This window comes from Sphaerisporangium sp. NPDC051017, from assembly GCF_040683095.1.
GTDB lineage: Bacteria > Actinomycetota > Actinomycetes > Streptosporangiales > Streptosporangiaceae > Sphaerisporangium.
Window position 1 is genome coordinate 9,640 of the sequence record NZ_JBFBCI010000083.1, and the last position, 18,689, is coordinate 28,328.

Genomic DNA, 18,689 nt, shown 5'->3' on the forward strand with positions numbered 1-18,689 from the left:
CCTTAGGGAGGTGGGCGAAACAGTGTCAAGAACTATTATCTTTACAGATATTACGGACATAAGGTTGACCGAGGAATATGGCGGTAGGAAACGCCGATACCCGCGAAACATTCATGACATCTTGACGCCGCCGCGCGGCGATCCCTAGCCTGGCGATCCGTCGGAGCGTTCCCGTCGTGCCTTATCTCCTGCTTGTTTTGGACGCGCGCTTGTCAAAGTGGACAAGACGGACAAGAGCCCGTTTATCCGCCTAGTCCGGCAGAGGTAATGCATGCGTGAGCCGACCGAGAACATCCCCCTGTCGTTCGGCCAGGAACGCCTGTGGTTCCTCGACCAGCTCCGCCCGGGGGACCCCTCGCATCACCTGTTCACGGCGGTACGCCTGAGCGGGCCCCTCGACGTGCGGACGCTCGAAAGGGCCCTCACCGAGGTCGTGGCGCGGCACGAGCCGCTGCGCGCGCGCTTCCCGGCGCGCGACGGCGGGCCCGTCCAGGAACTCGCCGCCCCCGCGCCGTTCACGCTGGAGTTCTCCGAGCTCGACGCCGCCCAGGTGCCCGCGTATCTGTCCGAGCGGACGAACCGCCCGTTCGACCTGGCGGCCGGGCCGCCGATCCGCGCGAGCCTCGCCCGCCTCGGCCCCGGCGAGCACGTCTTCTGCCTGGTCGTCCACCACATCGTCTGCGACGGCTGGTCGCTGAAGCTGCTCCTCGGCGAGGTCGCCCGGCTGTACGCGGCGTTCCGCGAGGGGAAGCCGTCGCCGCTGCCGCCCCTGCCCGCGCGCTTCGCCGACTTCGCCCGCGCCCAGCGTTCGCGCGACGACGACGGCGCGTCCCTGGCCTACTGGAAGGACCGGCTCGCGGGCGCGCCGCCGCTGGACCTGCCCACCGACCGCCCCCGCCCGGCGGTCGCCACCACCGCCGGCGCGACCCTGGTCGTCCCGCTCCCGCCGGGCCTGATGGACGGGGTGCGGCGGCTCGCGGCGGCCGAGCGCTGCACGACCTTCATGGTGCTCATGGCCGCCTACCAGGCGCTCCTCGCCCGGTACAGCGGGCAGGACGACCTGTGCGTCGGCTCGGCCATCGGCGGCCGTGACCGCGTGGAGTACGAGACCCTCGTCGGCTACTTCGCCGGAACCCTGGTGTTCCGCGGTGACGTGTCCGGCGACCCCCCGATCAGGGAACTGCTCCGGCGCACCCGCGCCGCCGCGGTCGGGGTCTACCGGCACCAGGACGTCCCGTTCGAGCTGCTGCTGAACGAGCTGGGCGTCGAACGCGACCTCAGCCGCGCGCCGCTGTTCCAGGCGATGCTCGTCCTGCACGACATGGGGGAGATGCGGCTCGACCTGCCCGGCGTGCGGGCCGAGGTCCTCGACGCCGGATACCACCAGGTCCACCACGACCTGGTGGTGGACGTCTTCGGCGAGGGCGACGAGCGGCGGCTGGTCTTCACCTACAACAGGGACCTGTTCGAGGCGGCCACCGTGGCCGGCTACGCCTCGTCCCTGCTGTCCCTGCTCGCCGCGGCGGTCGCCGACCCCGGCGCACGCCTGTCGTCGCTGTTCGGCGCCGAGGACGACGGGGAAGACGCGGACGATGCGGACGCCGGCGTTCCGCCCGGCCAGGAGCACCCGGCCCGCGCGCTGCCCACTCTGGCCGAGGCGTTCGCGGCCACCGCCGCGCGCACGCCGGACGCAGTCGCCGTGACACAGGGGCCGGTCGAGGTGACCTACGCCGGGCTGCGGGCCGCCGCGTCCCGCGTGGCCGGGCGGCTGCGCGCGGAGGGCGCGGGACGCGGCACGCTGGTCGCGGTGTTCGCGGAGCGGTCCCTGGAGACGATCGCCGGATTCCTCGGCACGCTGACGGCCGGAGCCGCCTACCTGCCGCTGGACCCGGGCTACCCCGCCGAGCGCGTCGCCATGGTGCTCCAGGACTCCGGCGCCGCGATCGTCCTGGCCCAGGCCGGCCTGCTGGACCGGCTTCCCGCCGTCGACGCGAAGATCCTCCCCCTGGAGCCCCTCGATCCGTTCGACCACAGCGGCGCGCCGGAGCGCCTGGACCCGCTCGGCCATCCCGGCGGGGACGGCGCGCGGCCGGAGGACCCCGCGTACGTGCTCTACACCTCCGGCTCGACCGGCCGGCCCAAGGGCGTGGTGGTGTCGCACCGGGCGCTGTCGGGCTTCCTGGCGGCGATGTCCGAGCTGCTCGGCCCGCGCCCCTCGGACGCCTGGCTCGCCGTCACCTCGCCGTCCTTCGACATCAGCGGCCTGGAGATGTACCTGCCGCTGACCACCGGCGGCCGGGCGGTCGTCGCGCCCCCCGGCACCGCCCTGGACGGAGCGGCGCTCGCCGCGCTCATCGAGGCGAGCGGGGTGACCCACGCCCAGCTCACCCCCTCCGGCTGGCGCGTCCTGCTGGACGCGGGCTTCACCGGCCCGGACGTGACCGCCCTGGCCGGGGGAGAGGCCCTTCCCCTGCCGCTCGCCCAGGAGCTGCGGTCCCGGGTGCGGCGGCTGTGGAACATGTACGGGCCCACCGAGACCACCATCTGGTCCACCGCGTGGGAGGTGCCAGAACGGCCCGGCCACGTCTCGATCGGCCGCCCGATCGCCGGCACCCGGGTCCACGTGGTGGACGTGGTGGACGCTGACCTGCGGTGCCTCCCCGCCGGCGTGCCGGGCGAGCTGGTCATCGGCGGTATCGGCGTGGCCGAGGGGTACCTGCGCCGCCCGGAGCTGACCGCGCGGAAGTTCGTCCCCGACCCCTACGGCCCGCCGGGCGCGCGCCTGTACCGCACCGGCGACACCGTCCGCCGCCGCCACGACGGCACGCTGGACTTCCTCGGGCGCTCCGACGACCAGGTCAAGCTGCGCGGCCACCGCATCGAGCTCGGCGAGATCGAGACGGCCCTCGCGGCACAGCCCGGCGTCCGCCAGGCCGTCGTCGCCGTCCGCGGGCAGGGCCTGGTCGCCTACGTGATCGGGCAGGCCGACCGCGCCGCGCTGGCCGACAGGCTCCCCGCGTACATGCTTCCCTCCGTCTACGTCCCGATGGACGCCTTCCCCCTCACCCCCAACGGCAAGCTGGACCGCAGGGCGCTGCCTGACCCCGGGCCGTCCGCCCCCGCCGGGGGACGCCCGCCGGAGACCCCGGCCGAGCGCAGGGTGGCCGCCGTCTTCACCGAGGTCCTCGGCCTGGACCGCCCGATCGGCGCGGACGACGACTTCTTCGCCCTCGGCGGCCACTCCCTGCTGGCCACCAAGGTCGTCGCCCGCCTCGCCGGCACGCTCGGTGTGCGGGTGCCCGTGCGCGAGCTGTTCACCCACCCCACCGTCGCGGGGCTCGCCGCCGTGGCGGGACGGGCGGACGCGAGCGCGGCGCCGTACGAGCCGAGGCCGGAGGGGGCGCCGGCGCCGCTCTCGGCCGCGCAGGAACGGCTGTGGTTCCTGCACCGGTACGACCCCGCCGACACCTCCTTCAACGTCTACCTGGTCCGCCGCGTCACCGGCCCCCTCGACGCCGGCGCGCTGGACACGGCCCTGACCGGGCTGGTCGCGCGGCACGAGGGCCTGCGGACCCGCTACCCGCACGACGAGGGCACGCCGCTCGCCGCCGTCGAGCCGGCCGCCCCGGCGCGGTTCGAACGCCTCGCCGCCACCGGTGAGGAGGAGGCGCGGCGGGTGGTCGCCGCCCGCGTCAACGCCCCCTTCGACCTGGCCGCCGCGCCGCCGTTCCGGGCCGCGCTCATCGGCCTGTCGCCGTCGGACCACGTCATCTGCCTCGTCTCCCACCACATCGCCGCCGACGGCTGGTCGCTCACCGTCCTGCTCGACGACCTCGCGGCCCTGTACGGCGCGGCGCGGCGCGGACTGCCCCCGGACCTGCCCCCGCAGCCCCTCCAGCCGGGCGACGTGGCCTACCGGCGGCGTCTGCGCGACGACCACGACGACGCGCTCGCGTACTGGCGCGACCGCCTGCGCGCCCTGCCCCCGCTCGACCTGCCCGCCGACCGCTCCAGTTCGACGGGGACGCGCCCGGTGAGCGCCGCCCGGCGCGCGGGGACCCACCGCCTCACATTGCCCGGCGACCTCGCCGCCGCGCTGGAGCGGACCGGCAGGCGGCACGGCGCCACCCTGTTCATGGTGCTGCTGGCCGCCTACCAGGTGCTGCTGGCGCGCCACAGCGGCCAGGACGACTTCGCCGTCGGGTCCCCCACGGCCGGACGCGACCGCGTCGAACTGGAGCGGGTCGTCGGCTACCTCACCAACACCCTGGTCCTTCGGGCCGACCTGGCGGGGGACCCGTCCTTCGCCCGCCTGCTCGGCCGCGTGCGCGAGACCGTGCTGGACGCGCACACCCACCAGGAGATCCCGTTCGAGCGGCTCCTGGCGGACCTCGGAGTCGCACGCGACACCGGCACGACCCCGCTCTTCCAGACCATGCTGATCCTGCACACCGAGGAGACCGGGGGCTCACAGCCGTTCGACGGCCTGCCGTCCGAGCCCTTCCACGCCGGAGCCGAGCACGCGAAGTACGACGTCATGCTGGAGGCGTGGCGCGGCGAGGACGACCTGACGCTGCTGTTCGGCTACGACGCCGACATGTTCGACGCCGCCACGATCGAGAACATGGCCGGACGCCTGGCCGTCCTGCTCACCGGGGCCGTGGCCGAACCGGACGTCCCCGTCTCCGCGCTCCCGATGCGCACCACCGCCGACGACGCCCTGCTGGCCCGTCTCGGCTCCGGTTCCGGGCCCGGGGCCGTACCCGGCCTCGACGCCCTCACGCCCGCCGGTCGCGCGAGCGCGTCCCTCTCCGTCCCCGAGCTGGTCGCGGCCACCGTCCGCCGCACGCCCGGCGCCGTCGCGGTGGAGTGCGGCGGCGAGACCACCACCTATGCCGAGCTGGACGAACGCGCCCGCGCGCTGGCGGCGGAGCTGCGCGGACACGAGCTGGTCGGCGTCTGCCTGGGCCGCTCGCCCGGCGCCGTGGCCGCCCTGCTGGCCGCCTGGCACGCGGGCGCCGGGTACCTTCCCCTCGACCCCGAGCACCCCGCCGAGCGGCTGGCCGCCATGATCCGGGACGCGGGCGTCCGCCTGGTCGTCGCCGACCCGGAGCGCGCGCCGCTGCTGCCCGCCACCGTCGCCACGGTCGTGGTGGACGCCACCGGACGGCCCACGGGCTCGGGCCCGGCGGTCCGGGACGGCGGCGCGGAGGGCACGGACGGCGCGAGCGGGACGGACCTGGGCGCGGCCGCGTACGTCATCTACACCTCCGGGTCGACGGGGACGCCGAAGGGCGTGGTGGTGGAGCATGGCGGGCTCGCGGCGCGGGTCCGGTGGATGCGGGGCGCCTACGAGCTGGGCCCCGCCGACCGGGTCGTCCAGTTCGCCTCGCTCGGCTTCGACACCCACGCCGAGGAGATCTTCCCGGCCCTGGCCGCCGGGGCCGCCGTGGTCATGCTGCCCGACGGCGGCGCGTCCCTGCCCGACCACCTGGCCGCGCCGTCCGGGTCGTCCGGGTCGTCCGGTGTCACCGTGCTCGACCTGCCCACGGCCTACTGGCACCGGCTCGTGGACCTGATCGACGAGGTCCGGTGGCCGGAGTCGCTGCGCCTGGTGATCCTCGGCGGCGAGCAGGTCCACGCGGCCGCCGTGGCGCGGTGGCGCGCGCGGTTCGGGGACCGGGTCCGGCTGGTCAACACCTACGGCCCGACCGAGACCACGATCATCGCCACCGCCACGGACCTGGACGACGACGGCGGATCGCGGCCCCCGATCGGGTGGCCGATCGCCGAGACGACCGTCCACGTCATGGACGCCCGGGGCGCGGTCGTCCCGCCCGGCGTACCCGGCGAGCTGTGCGTCGGCGGCGCGGGCGTCGCCCGGGGCTACCTCGGACGGCCCGCCCTCACGGCCGGGCGCTTCGTGCCTGACCCGTCCGGGCCGCCCGGATCGCGGCTGTACCGCACGGGCGACCGCGCCCGCGTGCGGGCCGACGGGCGCCTGGAGTTCCTCGGCCGCCTGGACGACCAGGTCAAGGTGCGCGGGTACCGGATCGAGCCCGGCGAGGTGGAGGCCCGGCTGCTGGCCCATCCCGGCGTGGGCGAGGTCGCCGTCGCGGTCCGCGACGACACGCTCGTGGCCTTCGTCGCCGGTTCCGCGTCGTTCGACGACCTGCGGCGGCACGCCGCCGAGACGCTGCCGCCGTACATGGTGCCCGGCCTGTGGACGCGGCTCGACCGGCTGCCGCTGACCCCGAGCGGCAAGGTCGACCGCGCGGCCCTGCCCGAGGTCGAACGCGAGCGCGAGACGCGGTTCGTGGAGCCGAGGACCGACGCCGAGCGCCTGGTGGCCGACATCTGGGCCGAGGTGCTCGACCTGGAGCGGGTCGGCGCGCTGGACGACTTCTTCCACCTCGGCGGCCATTCGCTGCTCGCCGTACGGGTCATCGCCCGCCTGCGGGCCGACGTCGAGGTCGACATGCCGATCCGCACGATCTTCGCCCGCCGGACGGTGGCCGACCTGGCCGCCGCGCTGGAGGAACTCCTGCTGGAAGAGCTGGAGGGACTCTCCGACGAGGAGGCCCTCCTTCTGCTCGAAACCGCGCCCGACCCGTTGGAGGGGCAGTGACCGCGGACCTGTCGTCGGCCAAGCAGGCTCTGCTGGCCCAGCGGCTGCGCCGGCGTGCGGCGGTGACGACGATCGCCGCGCGCCCCGAGGGGACCGTCCCGCCGCTCTCGCACGCCCAGGAACGGTTCTGGTTCCTGGAGCAGTACGTGCCCGGCACGGCCGCGTACGTCGTGCCGTTCTCGGTGCGGCTGACCGGCGAGCTGGACGAGGACTGCCTGCGCCGGGCCCTCGCCGACGTCACGGCCCGCCACGAGAGCCTGCGCACCCGGTTCGTCACCACCGGCGACGGGCGGCCGGAGGTGGTCGTGGACGCCGAGCCGCGGATCTCCCTGCGCGTCGCGGCGGCCGATGGTGAGCAGGGCGCCCGCGTGCTGGTGCACGAGGAGATCGTCCGCCCGTTCGACCTCGCGGAAGGTCCGCTGCTGCGGGCGCTGCTGGTCCGGCTCGGCCCGCGCGACCACGTGCTGCTGCTCACCATGCACCACGCCGTGACCGACGGCTGGTCCTGCGACATCCTCATCCGCGAGATCCTCACGCTGCACGACGACCACAGGGCCGGGCGCGCGCCCGCGCTTCCCCCGCTCGCGGTCCAGTACGGCGACTACGCGATCTGGCAGCGCGGGCGCATGGGCACCCCCGCCTACGAGCGCGACGTCGCCTACTGGAAGCGGCGGCTCGCGGGACTGGCCCCGCTGGGGCTGCCCGCGGACCTGCCGCGACCGGCCACCCAGGTCTTCGACGGCGCCGCGCACGGATTCCCGCTGGACGCCGCGCTGGCCTCGGCGATCGTCCGCCTCGGCGACGAGCACGGGGCCACGCCGTACATGACGCTGATGGCCGCCTTCCAGGTGCTGCTCGCGCGCCACTCGGGCGCGACGGACTTCGCGGTCGGCTCGCCCATCAGCGGGCGCGGGCTGCCCGAGCTGGAGCCGGTGGTGGGCGTGTTCGTGAACACGCTGCCGCTGCGCGCCGACCTGTCCGGCGACCCGGCCTTCGCCGAGCTGCTCGGCCGCTGCCGCGAGACGGCGCTGGACGCCTACGCCCACCAGGAGCTGCCCTTCGACCAGCTCGTGAACGAGCTGGCGGTCGAGCGGGACGTCAGCCGCTCGCCGGTCTTCCAGGTGCTCTTCGCGCTGCAGAACTACCGGGGCAAGGACGGCAGGGCGCCCGAGCCGCCGGGCTTCACGATGACGGGGTTCCCGTTCGAGACGAACGTGACGCGCTTCGACCTGGCGCTGTACGTGAACGAGACCCCCGACGGCGGCTTATGGGGAAATTTCACCTTTAACACGGCCTTGTTCCTGCCGGAGACCGTCGCCCGGATGGCCGGCCACTTCGAGAGCATCCTCCGCTCGGTCGTCGCCGACCCCGGCGTCCGGATCTCCCGCGTCCAGCTCCCGTACGGCCCCGCCCTGGAGTTCGCCGCCTCCCCGGCCCCCGAGCCCCCGCCCTGCGAGCTCCTGCACCAGCTCGTCACCGCCCAGGCGGCGCGCACCCCGGCAGCCACCGCCGTCGTGCACGGCGAGACCTCGCTCACCTACGCCGAGCTGGACGCGCGCTCCAACCGCCTGGCCCGGCACCTGACGGGGCTCGGCGTGGGCCCGGGCGAGCGGGTCGCCATCCTCCTGGAGCAGTCCACCGAGCTGGCCGTCGCCGTCGTCGGCGTGCTCAAGGCGGGCGGGGCCTACGTCCCGCTCGATCCGGAGCACCCGGAGGAGCGGCTGGCGCACGCGCTGGCCGACGCGGGCGTCCGCGTCATGATCACCACGACGCCCCTGGCCCGCCGCCTGCCGGGAAACCCCGCCCCCACCGAAACCGTCCCTCCATCCCCGTCCACCGGCCCCGCCGGGTCTGTGGTCACGCCGTCCACCCCCTTCAGCCCGTCCACTGGTCCAACCGCCTCGGCCGCGCCGGCCGAGGGCCGGCTCACCACTGTGTGCCTGGACACCGGCGTGCTGGACGGCGTGGAGCCCGGGCCCGTCGCCGGCCCGGTGACCGGTCGCGACCTGGCCTACGTCATCTACACCTCCGGCACCACCGGCAAGCCCAAGGGCGTCGCCGTGCAGCACCGCGAGGTCCTGCTCTACCTGTCCGGCGTGCGCGAACGGTTCGCCGCCCACATGCGCGACGCGGCGCCCCCGGGGTCCCCCGGGTCCCGGAACGGAGACGGGTTCGAGCCCGGCGGGTCGTTCGCTCTGCTCCAGTCGCCGGCCTTCGACTTCGGCGTGACCGTCTTCTACCTGTCGCTGATGACCGGCGGCACCCTGCACCTCATCCCGTCCCGCACGGCCGCGCCCGACCTCGCCCGCCACTTCGCCGCGACCGGCATCGACTACCTGAAGATCACGCCGTCGCACCTCGCCGCCCTGCTGGCCGAGGCCGCCCCGGACGCGCTGCTGCCCCGGCGGCTCCTGGTGCTCGGCGGCGAGGCGTCCCCGTGGGCGTGGGCCAGGGAACTGGCGGCGCTCGGCAGGTGCGCCGTCGTCAACCACTACGGCCCCACCGAGGCCACGGTCGGCGTCACCACCCTGCGCGTGGACCCGGCGGTCCCGGACACGGCGCCCACGCTGCCCATCGGCCGGCCGCTGCCCGGAGCCCGCGCCTACGTCCTGGACGAGAACCTGCGTCCCGCCCCGGTCGGCGTGCCGGGGGAGGTGTACCTCGGCGGCGAGCGGCTCGCGCGCGGGTACCTCGGCCGCCCCGGGCTGACCGCCGAGCGCTTCACGCCGGACCCGTACGGCGAGCCCGGCGCGCGCATGTACCGCACCGGGGACCTCGGCCGGTGGCTGCCGGACGGGAACCTCCAGTTCCTCGGCCGCCGCGACCTCCAGGTCAAGGTGCGCGGCTACCGGGTCGAACTGGGCGAGATCGAGAACCTGCTCCAGGAGCACCCCGCCGTCGCCCAGGCCGTGGTGGACCTGCGCGACCGGGGCCTGGTCGGCTACCTGGTCGCCGCCGGGCCGTCCTCCGGCGCCCAGGAGGACGGGGACGCCCGGCCGGGCGCCGGTGAGCTGCGGGCGTGGATCCGCGAGCGGCTCCCGGACTACATGGTCCCGGCCAGGTACGTCTGGCTGGACGCGGTGCCGCTCAAGTCCCACGGCAAGGTCGACCGCGCCGCCCTCCCCGAGCCGGACGACGAGCGGCCCGACCAGAGGGCGGAGTACGTCCCACCGGAGACCCCGCTGGAGGAGGCGGTCGCGGAGGTCTGGGCGAAGGTGCTCGGGCTGGACCGCGTCGGCGCGCTGGACGACTTCTTCGACCTCGGCGGGCACTCGCTGCTCGCCATGCAGGTGATCGCCCGGCTGCGCTCCATGAACGGCACGGACGCCCACCCCGTCACGATCATGGACCTGTTCAAGCACTCCACGGTGCGCGCGCTGGCCCGCCTCATGGAGGCGGGCGGCGACGGTCCCCGCACGCTGCTGCACCGGCTCACCCCGGCGCGGCGCACGACCGCGAGCCTGGTCTGCGCGCCGTACGGCGGGGGGAGCGCGGTGATCTACAAGGACCTCGCCGACGCCCTGCCGCAGGAGTGGGCCCTGTACTCGATCGCCGTCCCCGGGCACGAGCTCGGGGAGTCGTCGCGCCCGATCGGCGAGGTCGCGTCCGGCTGCGTCGAGGAGATCCTCGCCGCGGTCCCCGGCGGCCCGCTGGTCGTGTACGGGCACTGCGGGCTCGGCGTGATGCTGGCGGTGGAGATCGTGCGCCGCCTGGAGGCCGCGGGGCGCACCGTCGACGCGGTCTACCTCGGCGGCATCTTCCCGTTCGCCCGGCCGAGGGGCATCGTGTCCCGGGTGTCGGACGCGCTGGAGCGCCTGCGCAGCGACCAGGTCATGGCCAACGCGCTCACGGCGGCGGGCATGGACGTCGACCAGATCGACCCCGAGCAGCTCAAGCTCATCATCCGCAACCGGCGGCAGGGCACGCGCGAGGCGGAGCGGTACTTCGGGCGGCTCTTCGAGGAGCGCACGCCGCCGTTCCGCGCTCCGGTGGTCGCCGTCGTGGGGGAGCGGGATCCCGCCACCGAGTTCTACCAGGAGCGTTTCCGCGAGTGGCACTGCGTGTCGGACTCGGCGGCCCTGGCGGTGCTCGACGAGGCGGGCCACTTCTTCATGAAATATCGGGCGCGGGAGCTGGCCAGGATCCTCACCGAGGTCCACCCGGCCATCGCGGCCGGCCGCACCGAGCCGTACCTGCGCGGCGAGGACTCCACCTGGTGGCTCCACGACACCTCCCCGGCCGTCCCTCGTGCGCACGCCGCCGCGAAGGACGGTCCCGCGACCGCTCTCACCGGCTCCGGTCCGGCCGCTCAGGACGGCTCCGGCCCGGCCCGCACCGCGCCGGGCGCCCCGGAGACCCGCGACGGGCCCCGGCCCAGCATGCGGCGGTTCGGGATCGTGGCCGCCGGGCAGCTCATGTCGATCACCGGGTCGGCGCTCACGGAGTTCGCCATCCCGATCTGGATCTACATCACCACCGGTTCGCTGGTCAGCTTCGCGTTGTTCGCCGTCCTCGGCCTGGTGCCCGGCATGCTGGTGTCCCCGCTGGCCGGCGCCATCGTGGACCGGTCGGACCGCCGTCGCGTGATGCTCGCCGGAGACGTCGGCGCGGGCTGCACGCAACTGGTCCTCGGCGTGCTGCTGTGGACCGGCAACCTCCAGACCTGGCACATCTACCCGCTGCTGGTGCTGCTGTCGGTCTCCCTCACCTTCCAGCGCGTGGCCTACGGCTCGGCGATCCCGCAGCTCGTGCCCAAGCGGTACCTCGGCCACGCGAACGGCATCGTGCAGATGGCCGTCGGTACCTCCCAGCTCATCGTCCCCCTGGTCGCCGCCGGGCTGATGGCCACGATCGGCCTGTCCGGCATCCTGGTGATCGACGTGGCGAGCTACGCGGCCGCGATCCTCAGCGTGGCGCTCGTCAGGTTCCCGTCCTCGATGGCGTGGAAGCGGCGCGAGTCCGTGGTGGCCGAGATGGTGCACGGCTTCCGCCACTCCTGGGGCGACCGGTCGTTCCGCGCCATGCTGCTGTTCTTCGCCGTGCTGAACATCTTCCTGTCACCGCTGTTCCTGATGATCTCCCCGCTGGTGCTGTCGTTCGCCACGCTGGCCGACGTCGGGCGGGTGGCCTTCGCGGGCGGGCTCGGGGTGTTCCTCGGCGGTCTGGTCATGACCGTGTGGGGCGGGCCGCGACGCGGACGCCTGCGCGGTGTGCTGCTCGCCACCCTCGCCCTCTCGGTGTTCTGCCTGGTCACGGGCCTTCGGAACGACCTGCTCGTGATCGGGATCGGGTCGTTCGGGATGTCGTTGTGGCTGACGCTCCTCAACGGCGTCTACGCCACGATCATCCAGGTCAAGGTCCCGCAGCGCTTCCACGGCCGGGTGATCGCCCTGAACACGCTGGTCGCCTGGTCCACGCTGCCCATCGGCTTCGGGCTCGTGGCCCCGTACGGCACGGCGGTGTTCGAGCCGCTGCTGGCCCACGACGGCCCGCTCGCCGCCACCGCCGGCGCGCTGATCGGCACGGGGCCCGGGCGCGGCATCGGCTTCATGTACGTCTGCTTCGCCCTCGCCATGGCGGTGACGGCGCTGGTGGCGATGCGCGTGCGGACGCTGGCCCGCTTCGACGACACCGTCCCCGACGCGCTGCCCGACGACCTGGTCGGCGTGGAGGCCCTGCGCGACCGCGCCGGGGCACGCTGAAGTCCCGCCCGTCGCCGGGCGGGACTTCTTCGATGCGCGGGCGAGGGCCTCAGGCCGAGCCGCGCTCGACCAGGTGGGTGTCGAGGATCACGACGGGCTGCTCCAGGCGCTCGCCGTTGATGCGCGCGACCAGCAGCTGCGCCATCTGCCGCCCCATGTCATCGGTCGGCTGGTGCACGCTGGTCAGCGAGGGGACGGTCTGCGCCGCGACCGCCGAGTCCTCGAAGCCGATCACCGCGACGTCGTCCGGGATCGTCCTGCCGTGCTCCTTCAGCACCCGCATCGCGCCGATCGCCATGGCGTCGGAGGCGGCGAACACCGCGTCCAGCGTGGGGTGCTGTTCCAGCAGCCGCTCCATCGCGGCCACCCCGCTGGGCTCCAGGAAGTCACCGTAGGCGACCAGCTCGGGCATGCCTGTGGCCAGCAGCGCGTCGCGGTAGCCGGCGAGGCGGTCGACGCCCACGCCCATGTCCTGCGTGCCGGCGATGGTGGCGATGCGCCGCCGGCCCTTGCCGAGCAGGTACTTGACGGCCTGCCGGGCGCCCGCGCGGTTGTCCACGTCGACGTAGCTGTACGGGGTGAACCCGACCGGGCGGCCGCCGAGGACGGTGGGCACGCCCATCTCCTCCAGCCGCCCCGGCAGCGGGTCGGCCCCGTGGAGCGAGATCAGCAGCACGCCGTCGACGTGCTGGCCGGTCAGATACAGCTCCAGCCGGTCGTGCTCGTCGCGCGACTGGGCCATGGTGAGGATGAGCTGGAGCCCGGTCTCCGACAGCGCCGAGCCGATGCCGCGGATGATGCCCGCGAAGAACGGCTCGTCGAAGATGCGCTGCTCGGACTCGGACACGACCAGCGCGATCGTGTCGGTGCGCCTGGTGACCAGGGTGCGCGCCGCCCGGTTCGGCACGTAGCCGAGTTCGTCGATCGCCTGCTGGACGGCGTCGCGCGCCTTCTCGCTGACCTTCGGCGAGCCGTTGATGACACGCGAGACCGTGCCGCGGCCGACCCCGGCGCGAGCGGCGACGGCCTCGAGGGTCGGTCGCGCTCCCGAGCGGCGGTCCCCGTTCATGGAAAGTGCCCCCTCCTGACGTCAGGGCCTATTCTGCCGGACCGCGCAGACCGCCTCGGCGGATCGTGCCGGCATACCAGTGCGCGCTCGCCTTCGGAGTCCTGCGCTGGGTCGGGTAGTCGACGTACACGAGGCCGAATCGCTTGCCGTACCCCCAGGCCCACTCGAAATTGTCCATCAGCGACCAGGCGAAGTACCCCTGGAGCGGCACTCCCGCCTCGATCGCGGCGTGGCAGGCGCGCAGGTGGGAGTCGATGAAGGCCAGCCGATCCTGGTCGTCGATCTCACCCCCGTCGAGGACGTCGTCGAACGCCGCCCCGTTCTCGGCGACGATCAGCGGGATGCCCGGGTAGTCGGTGGCGACCCGCTGGAGCACCTCGTACAGGCCGAGATCGTCGATCTCCCAGCCCATCGAGGTGACCGGGCGGCCGCCGCTGACGAAGGAGACGTGCTCGCTGCCCGGCCACGGCGACCCGGTGCCGGTCGGCGCGGCGGCGGCGGACGAGGAGCCGCCCGCGGCGCCCGACACGGTGAACCTGCTGTAGTAGTTCACCATCAGCGTGTCGAACGGGGTGGAGATGGTCTCCATGTCGCCGTCCCGGATGAAGTCGATCTCGGTGACGGCGGAGAGGTCGGCCAGGACGTCCTCGGGGTAGGCGCCCTTCAGCAGCGCGTCGAGGAAGAAGCGGTTCTGCAGGCCGTCGATGCGCCGGGCGGCCTCCAGGTCGGCGGGGCCGCCGGTGGCGGGGGTCACCGCGTACAGGTTGACCGAGCCGCCGATGCGCGAGCCCGGGTCCTGCGCGCGCAGGGCCTGCACCGACAGCCCGTGGGCCAGGTTGAGGTGGTGGGCGGCCCTGATGGACGCGGCCGGCTCGCGCCGCCCGGGGGCGTGCTCGCCGGAGGCGTAGCCGAGGAAGGCGGCGCACCACGGCTCGTTGACCGTGCTCCAGTCGCGCACGCGGTCGCCTAGGGCCTGGTGGACGCGGGCCGCGAAGTCGGCGAAGCGCTTGGCCGTGTCCCGGGCGGGCCAGCCGCCGGCGTCCTCCAGGGCCTGCGGCAGGTCCCAGTGGTACAGGGTCAGGTACGGGTCGACGCCGTGCGCGAGCAGCTCGTCGACGAGCCGCCGGTAGAAGTCGAGCCCGGCCTGGTTCACCGCGCCCGCGCCGTCGGGCATGATCCTCGGCCAGGACACCGAGAACCGGTAGGCGGTCAGGCCGAGCTCGGCCATCATCGCGACGTCGTCGCGGTAGCGGTGGTAGTGGTCGATGGCGACGTCGGCGTTCTCGCCGTTGAGCACGCGCCCGGGGCGGCGGACGAACGTGTCCCAGATGGAGGTGCCGCGCCCGTCGGCGGTCGTCGCCCCCTCGATCTGATAGGCCGAGGTGGCCGCCCCCCAGACGAAGCCGGGGGGGAACGCCAGGGTGGGGGCGTCGGTGCCGGGTTGAGTCTCCTGCGTGGTCACGCTTTGACCGCACCTTCCATGAGTCCGCCGACGATCTGCCGGCCGAACGCGACGAAAACGACGATGAGCGGGAGTACCGACAGGGCCGTGCCGGTGAAGATGAGCACGTAGTCGGTGGTATGGGCCGCGGTGAGGAAGCTGATCGAGACCTGCACCGTGGGGTTCTCCGGAGTCAGGACGATCAGGGGCCACATGAACTCGTTCCAGTTGAGCATGAACGTCTGGAGCGCCAGGACCGCCATGCCCGGCCGTACGGCGGGCAGGATCACGTTCCACCAGATCCGCAGCGTGGAGGCGCCGTCCACCCGGGCCGCCTCGACCAGCTCCTCGGGCACGGCCTGGTCGGTGTACTGCGTCATCATGAACACGCCGAAGCCGTTGAGCAGGTACGGCAGGATCACCGCCTTGAGCGAGCCGACCCAGCCGAGGTTCACCATCAGCTGGTAGAGCGGCACGATGCCCATCTGCTGCAGCGGCACCATCATGGTGAGCAGGATCGACCCGAGCAGCAGGTTGCGGCCGCGGAAGTGCAGCCGCGCGAAGGCGAAGCCGGTGAACGTCGAGATGATCACGACGGAGAGCGTCACCGTGGAGGTGACGATCAGCGAGTTGAGCAGGCCGGTGAGGAAGTGCGCGTCCTCGGTGGCCAGCACGCGCCGGACGTTCTCGCCGAGATTGCCGCCCGGCAGCAGGGGCGGCGGCACGTCCACGGCGTCGGAGTTCGTCCGCGAGGCGATGATGACCATCCAGTAGATCGGGAAGATCGACAGGATGAGCGTGAAGCCGAGCGCGACCTTGGTGAGGGGCGTGGCGCGGAAGGGATCCCGCTTGTCGCGCCCCTTCACCGCCTGCGCCGGCCGGGCCTGCGTGAGCGCGGTCACCTGGCGCCTCCGATCCGGCGGACGAACGTGTAGTTGATCGCGACGCCGAGGAGGATCAGGACGAACAGCAGCCAGGCGGCCGCCGCCGCGTAGCCGTAGTCGAAGTTCCTGAAGCCCTGTTCGACGATGTACATCGCGATGGTCTGGAACTGGCCGGTGGTGCCGCCGTCCATGCGGTTGCTGCCGAACATGACCGGTTCGGCGAACAGGGTGAGCCCGCCGATCGTGGACACGAAGACGGTGAACATGATCGTGGGCCGGATCATCGGGAGCGTGATGCTCCAGAACTGCCGGCGCGGGGAGGCCCCGTCGATCGACGCCGCCTCGTACAGCTCGCGGGGGATGGTCTGCATGCCGGCGAGGTAGATGATCGCGTTGTAGCCGGTCCACCGCCAGTCCACCATGGTGGCGATGGCGGTCCAGGACGACCACTTGGCGCTCTGCCAGTCGATGTGCTTGTCGACGCCGAGCAGGTCGAGCAGCCAGTTGAACATGCCGAAGTCGCGGCCGTAGAGCTGGGTGAAGACGATGGCCACCGCCACCACCGAGGTGACCAGCGGCAGCAGGACGCCGAGGCGGATGAACAGCCGCCCGCGCAGCCGCTTGTTCAGCGCGTTGGCCAGCAGCAGGGCCAGGACGAGCTGCGGGACCGTGGCCAGGACGAAGATGCCGACCGTGTTGACCACGGCGTTCCAGAAGTCGCCGTCCGCCAGCAGCTTGGTGTAGTTGTCCAGCCCGGTGAAGGACGCCTCGCCGCCGGCGAGGCCGTAGTCCTGCATCGACACCCAGAGGGTGAACACCAGGGGGAACAGGCCGAAGACCGCGAACAGCAGAAAGTACGGGGAGATCAGGAAATACGGGGTCGCCTTCAGGTCGAGCCGGGACCAGAAGGAGTTCGGGGGGCGGGTGTGGCGGCGGCCCGTCCGGGAAGGGGGTGGCGCCGGATCCGCCCGCTGGGTGTGGAGGTTGACGCTCATCGGTAGTGCGGGGCCCGGCCCGCCGCCGGGGGAGGCCGCGGGGAGGGGAGCCCTCTGCTCCTTCGCTCGTCGATAACGGTCGATGGGAGGGTCACCGGCCCGCCGGGGATCGTGCGACGGGCCGGTGACGTTCAGGGGACGGTCAGCCCGCCGCCTTCCGGCCCGCCTCGACGAACTTCTGCCACGCCTCGGCGTAGGGCACCGAGCCCTGGTCCATGCCGGTGACGACCTGCTCCACCTCGCGCTTCACCTGGGCGTGCTTCTCGCCGAGGAAGGTCGGCTGGAGCGACTTGATGGACGGCCCGAAGATCTTGCCGATCGGCGCGTTGCCGAAGTACTCGTTGGTCGCGCTCTGCAGCTCGGGGTCGTCCTGCGCCGGGATCGTGCTCGGAAGGTTGCCGCCCTCCTTGAAGGCCATGAGCTGGGCCTCGGGGCCGGTCAGGTAGCTGGCCAGCTCGGCGGCCTCCTTCGGGTGCTTGGACTGCTTGGGCACCGCGAGCCAGGAGCCGCCCCAGTTGCCGCCGCCGCCCGGCACGGTCGCGACGTCCCACTTGCCCTTGAACTCGTCGCCGGCCGTGCCCGACACGACGCCGAGCATCCAGCCCGGGCAGCCGAGCGTCGCGAACTGCGACTTCACGAAGCCGGTGTTCCACGGGTCGGTGAAGTTCTGCAGCTTGGCCGTCAGGCCCGCCTCGCTGATCTTCTGGGTGAAGTCGAACGCGGTCTTGACGGCCGGGTTCTTGTCGACGATGAGCTGCTGGTCCTTGTCGAAGTAGGTCACGTTGCCGTTCTTGGCGGCCTCCTGCGACAGCACCACGTTGTAGATGGTGTTGACGCTGTCGACGAACTTGGCGTCCTTGACCTTGGCCTGGAAGTCCTGCCCGGCCTTGATGAAGTCGTCCCAGCCGCCGCTCCACAGCTTGGAGACCTCGTCGCGGTCGGTGGGCAGGCCGGCCTTCTTGAACAGGTCCGTGCGGTAGCAGATGCTCATGCCGCCGACGTCGGTGCCGAGGGCGAACAGCTTGCCCTCCGCGTTGATGCCGTTCTCCCACTTCCACGCGGGGAAGTCGGACTGGCGGCTCTGCAGGCCGTACTGGCCGAGGTCGGTGAAGAACTGCGGGCGCGCCTTGGCGAGGCCCATGCCGCCCTCGTCGATGCCCACGACGTCGCCGGCGCCCGTGCCCGACTGCAGCCACTGCAGCATCTGCGGCCAGTAGACGTTCTCGAAGCTGTCGGTCAGGTTGTTGTACTTCACCTGGACGTTCGGGTGCTCGGCGTTCCACTTCTCCACCGCGGCCTTGTAGCCGAAGTTGGTGCCGCCGCCGAAGGTCTGCAGCGTAAGGGTGATCTTCTCCGCGGCGGTGGAGGACGTGCCGGCGGACCCCGCGGTGTCGCCGCCGTCGCCGGACGAGCACGCTGCGGTGACGCCCAGCGCGGCCGTCATCACCGATGCGACCGCGAGCATCCTGCCGCGGCGCGCCTTGTTCGTCATCTCCGGACCCCTCTCAGGTGGTTGCCCGTATTCGGGAGGTGCATCGAGGGCCGGCCCCGACAGTCGGGCCCCACGATGTGCTGGATCCCTCGGTCGTGATCCCACGGGCGTGCTCGTGGGCGAGATTTGGGAGCGCTCCCACGAAGAGTCGCCGATAGGCAACGCCGACGTCAATATGCCGAAACCTAACTGTTACTCCTGGGGCTTCTGGACCCTTGGAATCGGACTTCGGGCCTGATAGGGGCTGTTCGGTACGCTGGGAGCGCTCCCACATGAACCAGGCACAGTCCGGCGAAAACCGTCGCCGCGGACGGCCGCGAAAGGCCCGCCCGGGACGTCAGGGAGGGCGGAGACGAAGGGGGCCGTACGGCCGGCGGAGCGGGGCCGCCGGGCGGGCGGCCGGGGGGGGGCGCCCCCCGGGGGGGCCAAAGGGAAAGCGGGGGGGATGGAAAAACTGGATAGGGAATGGTGTAGAAAT

7 protein-coding genes are annotated in these 18,689 nt (G+C 72.9%); 2 read left to right on the forward strand and 5 right to left on the reverse strand.

What is annotated here, in order from left to right; translation table 11 throughout:
• Window positions 1–271: 271 nt before the first annotated feature.
• Both AB0M95_RS37445 and AB0M95_RS37450 read left to right on the forward strand, forming a co-directional pair.
• A complete protein-coding gene (locus AB0M95_RS37445; protein ID WP_363775427.1) occupies window positions 272–6,628 on the forward strand; it encodes an amino acid adenylation domain-containing protein in 6,357 nt (2,118 codons plus the stop codon).
• Complete coding sequence (locus AB0M95_RS37450; protein WP_363775430.1) at window positions 6,625–12,330, forward strand: amino acid adenylation domain-containing protein; 5,706 nt, start codon at window positions 6,625–6,627, stop codon at window positions 12,328–12,330. The genes AB0M95_RS37445 and AB0M95_RS37450 overlap by 4 nt, the downstream gene beginning before the upstream one ends.
• Window positions 12,331–12,379: 49 nt before the next feature.
• Here AB0M95_RS37450 and AB0M95_RS37455 read toward each other — a convergent pair whose 3' ends face one another.
• From AB0M95_RS37455 to AB0M95_RS37475, 5 genes are all read right to left on the reverse strand, one after another.
• Complete coding sequence (locus tag AB0M95_RS37455) at window positions 12,380–13,399, reverse strand: LacI family DNA-binding transcriptional regulator (RefSeq protein WP_358514615.1); 1,020 nt, start codon at window positions 13,397–13,399, stop codon at window positions 12,380–12,382.
• A gap of 28 nt (window positions 13,400–13,427) precedes the next feature.
• Complete coding sequence (locus AB0M95_RS37460; protein ID WP_363775433.1) at window positions 13,428–14,861, reverse strand: GH1 family beta-glucosidase; 1,434 nt, start codon at window positions 14,859–14,861, stop codon at window positions 13,428–13,430.
• Window positions 14,858–15,742, reverse strand: coding sequence for a carbohydrate ABC transporter permease (locus AB0M95_RS37465; protein ID WP_363775436.1), 885 nt, complete (start codon window positions 15,740–15,742; stop codon window positions 14,858–14,860). The genes AB0M95_RS37460 and AB0M95_RS37465 overlap by 4 nt, the downstream gene beginning before the upstream one ends.
• Window positions 15,739–16,719 carry a sugar ABC transporter permease gene (locus tag AB0M95_RS37470; RefSeq protein WP_363775439.1) on the reverse strand — a complete coding sequence of 327 codons (981 nt, stop codon included), beginning with the start codon at window positions 16,717–16,719 and terminating at the stop codon, window positions 15,739–15,741. The genes AB0M95_RS37465 and AB0M95_RS37470 overlap by 4 nt, the downstream gene beginning before the upstream one ends.
• 142 nt (window positions 16,720–16,861) lie before the next feature.
• Window positions 16,862–18,211: an ABC transporter substrate-binding protein gene (locus AB0M95_RS37475; RefSeq protein ID WP_363775442.1), complete on the reverse strand. Its 1,350-nt coding sequence runs from the start codon at window positions 18,209–18,211 to the stop codon at window positions 16,862–16,864.
• Window positions 18,212–18,689: the final 478 nt, after the last annotated feature.

Bases quoted from the DNA above. Each gene is read 5' to 3' on its own strand.
- AB0M95_RS37445 (WP_363775427.1), top strand. From the start codon at position 272: ATGCGTGAGCCGACCGAGAACATCCCCCTGTCGTTCGGCCAGGAACGC.
- AB0M95_RS37455 (WP_358514615.1), bottom strand. From the start codon at position 13,399: ATGAACGGGGACCGCCGCTCGGGAGCGCGACCGACCCTCGAGGCCGTC.
- AB0M95_RS37470 (WP_363775439.1), bottom strand. From the start codon at position 16,719: ATGAGCGTCAACCTCCACACCCAGCGGGCGGATCCGGCGCCACCCCCT.
- AB0M95_RS37475 (WP_363775442.1), bottom strand. From the start codon at position 18,211: ATGACGAACAAGGCGCGCCGCGGCAGGATGCTCGCGGTCGCATCGGTG.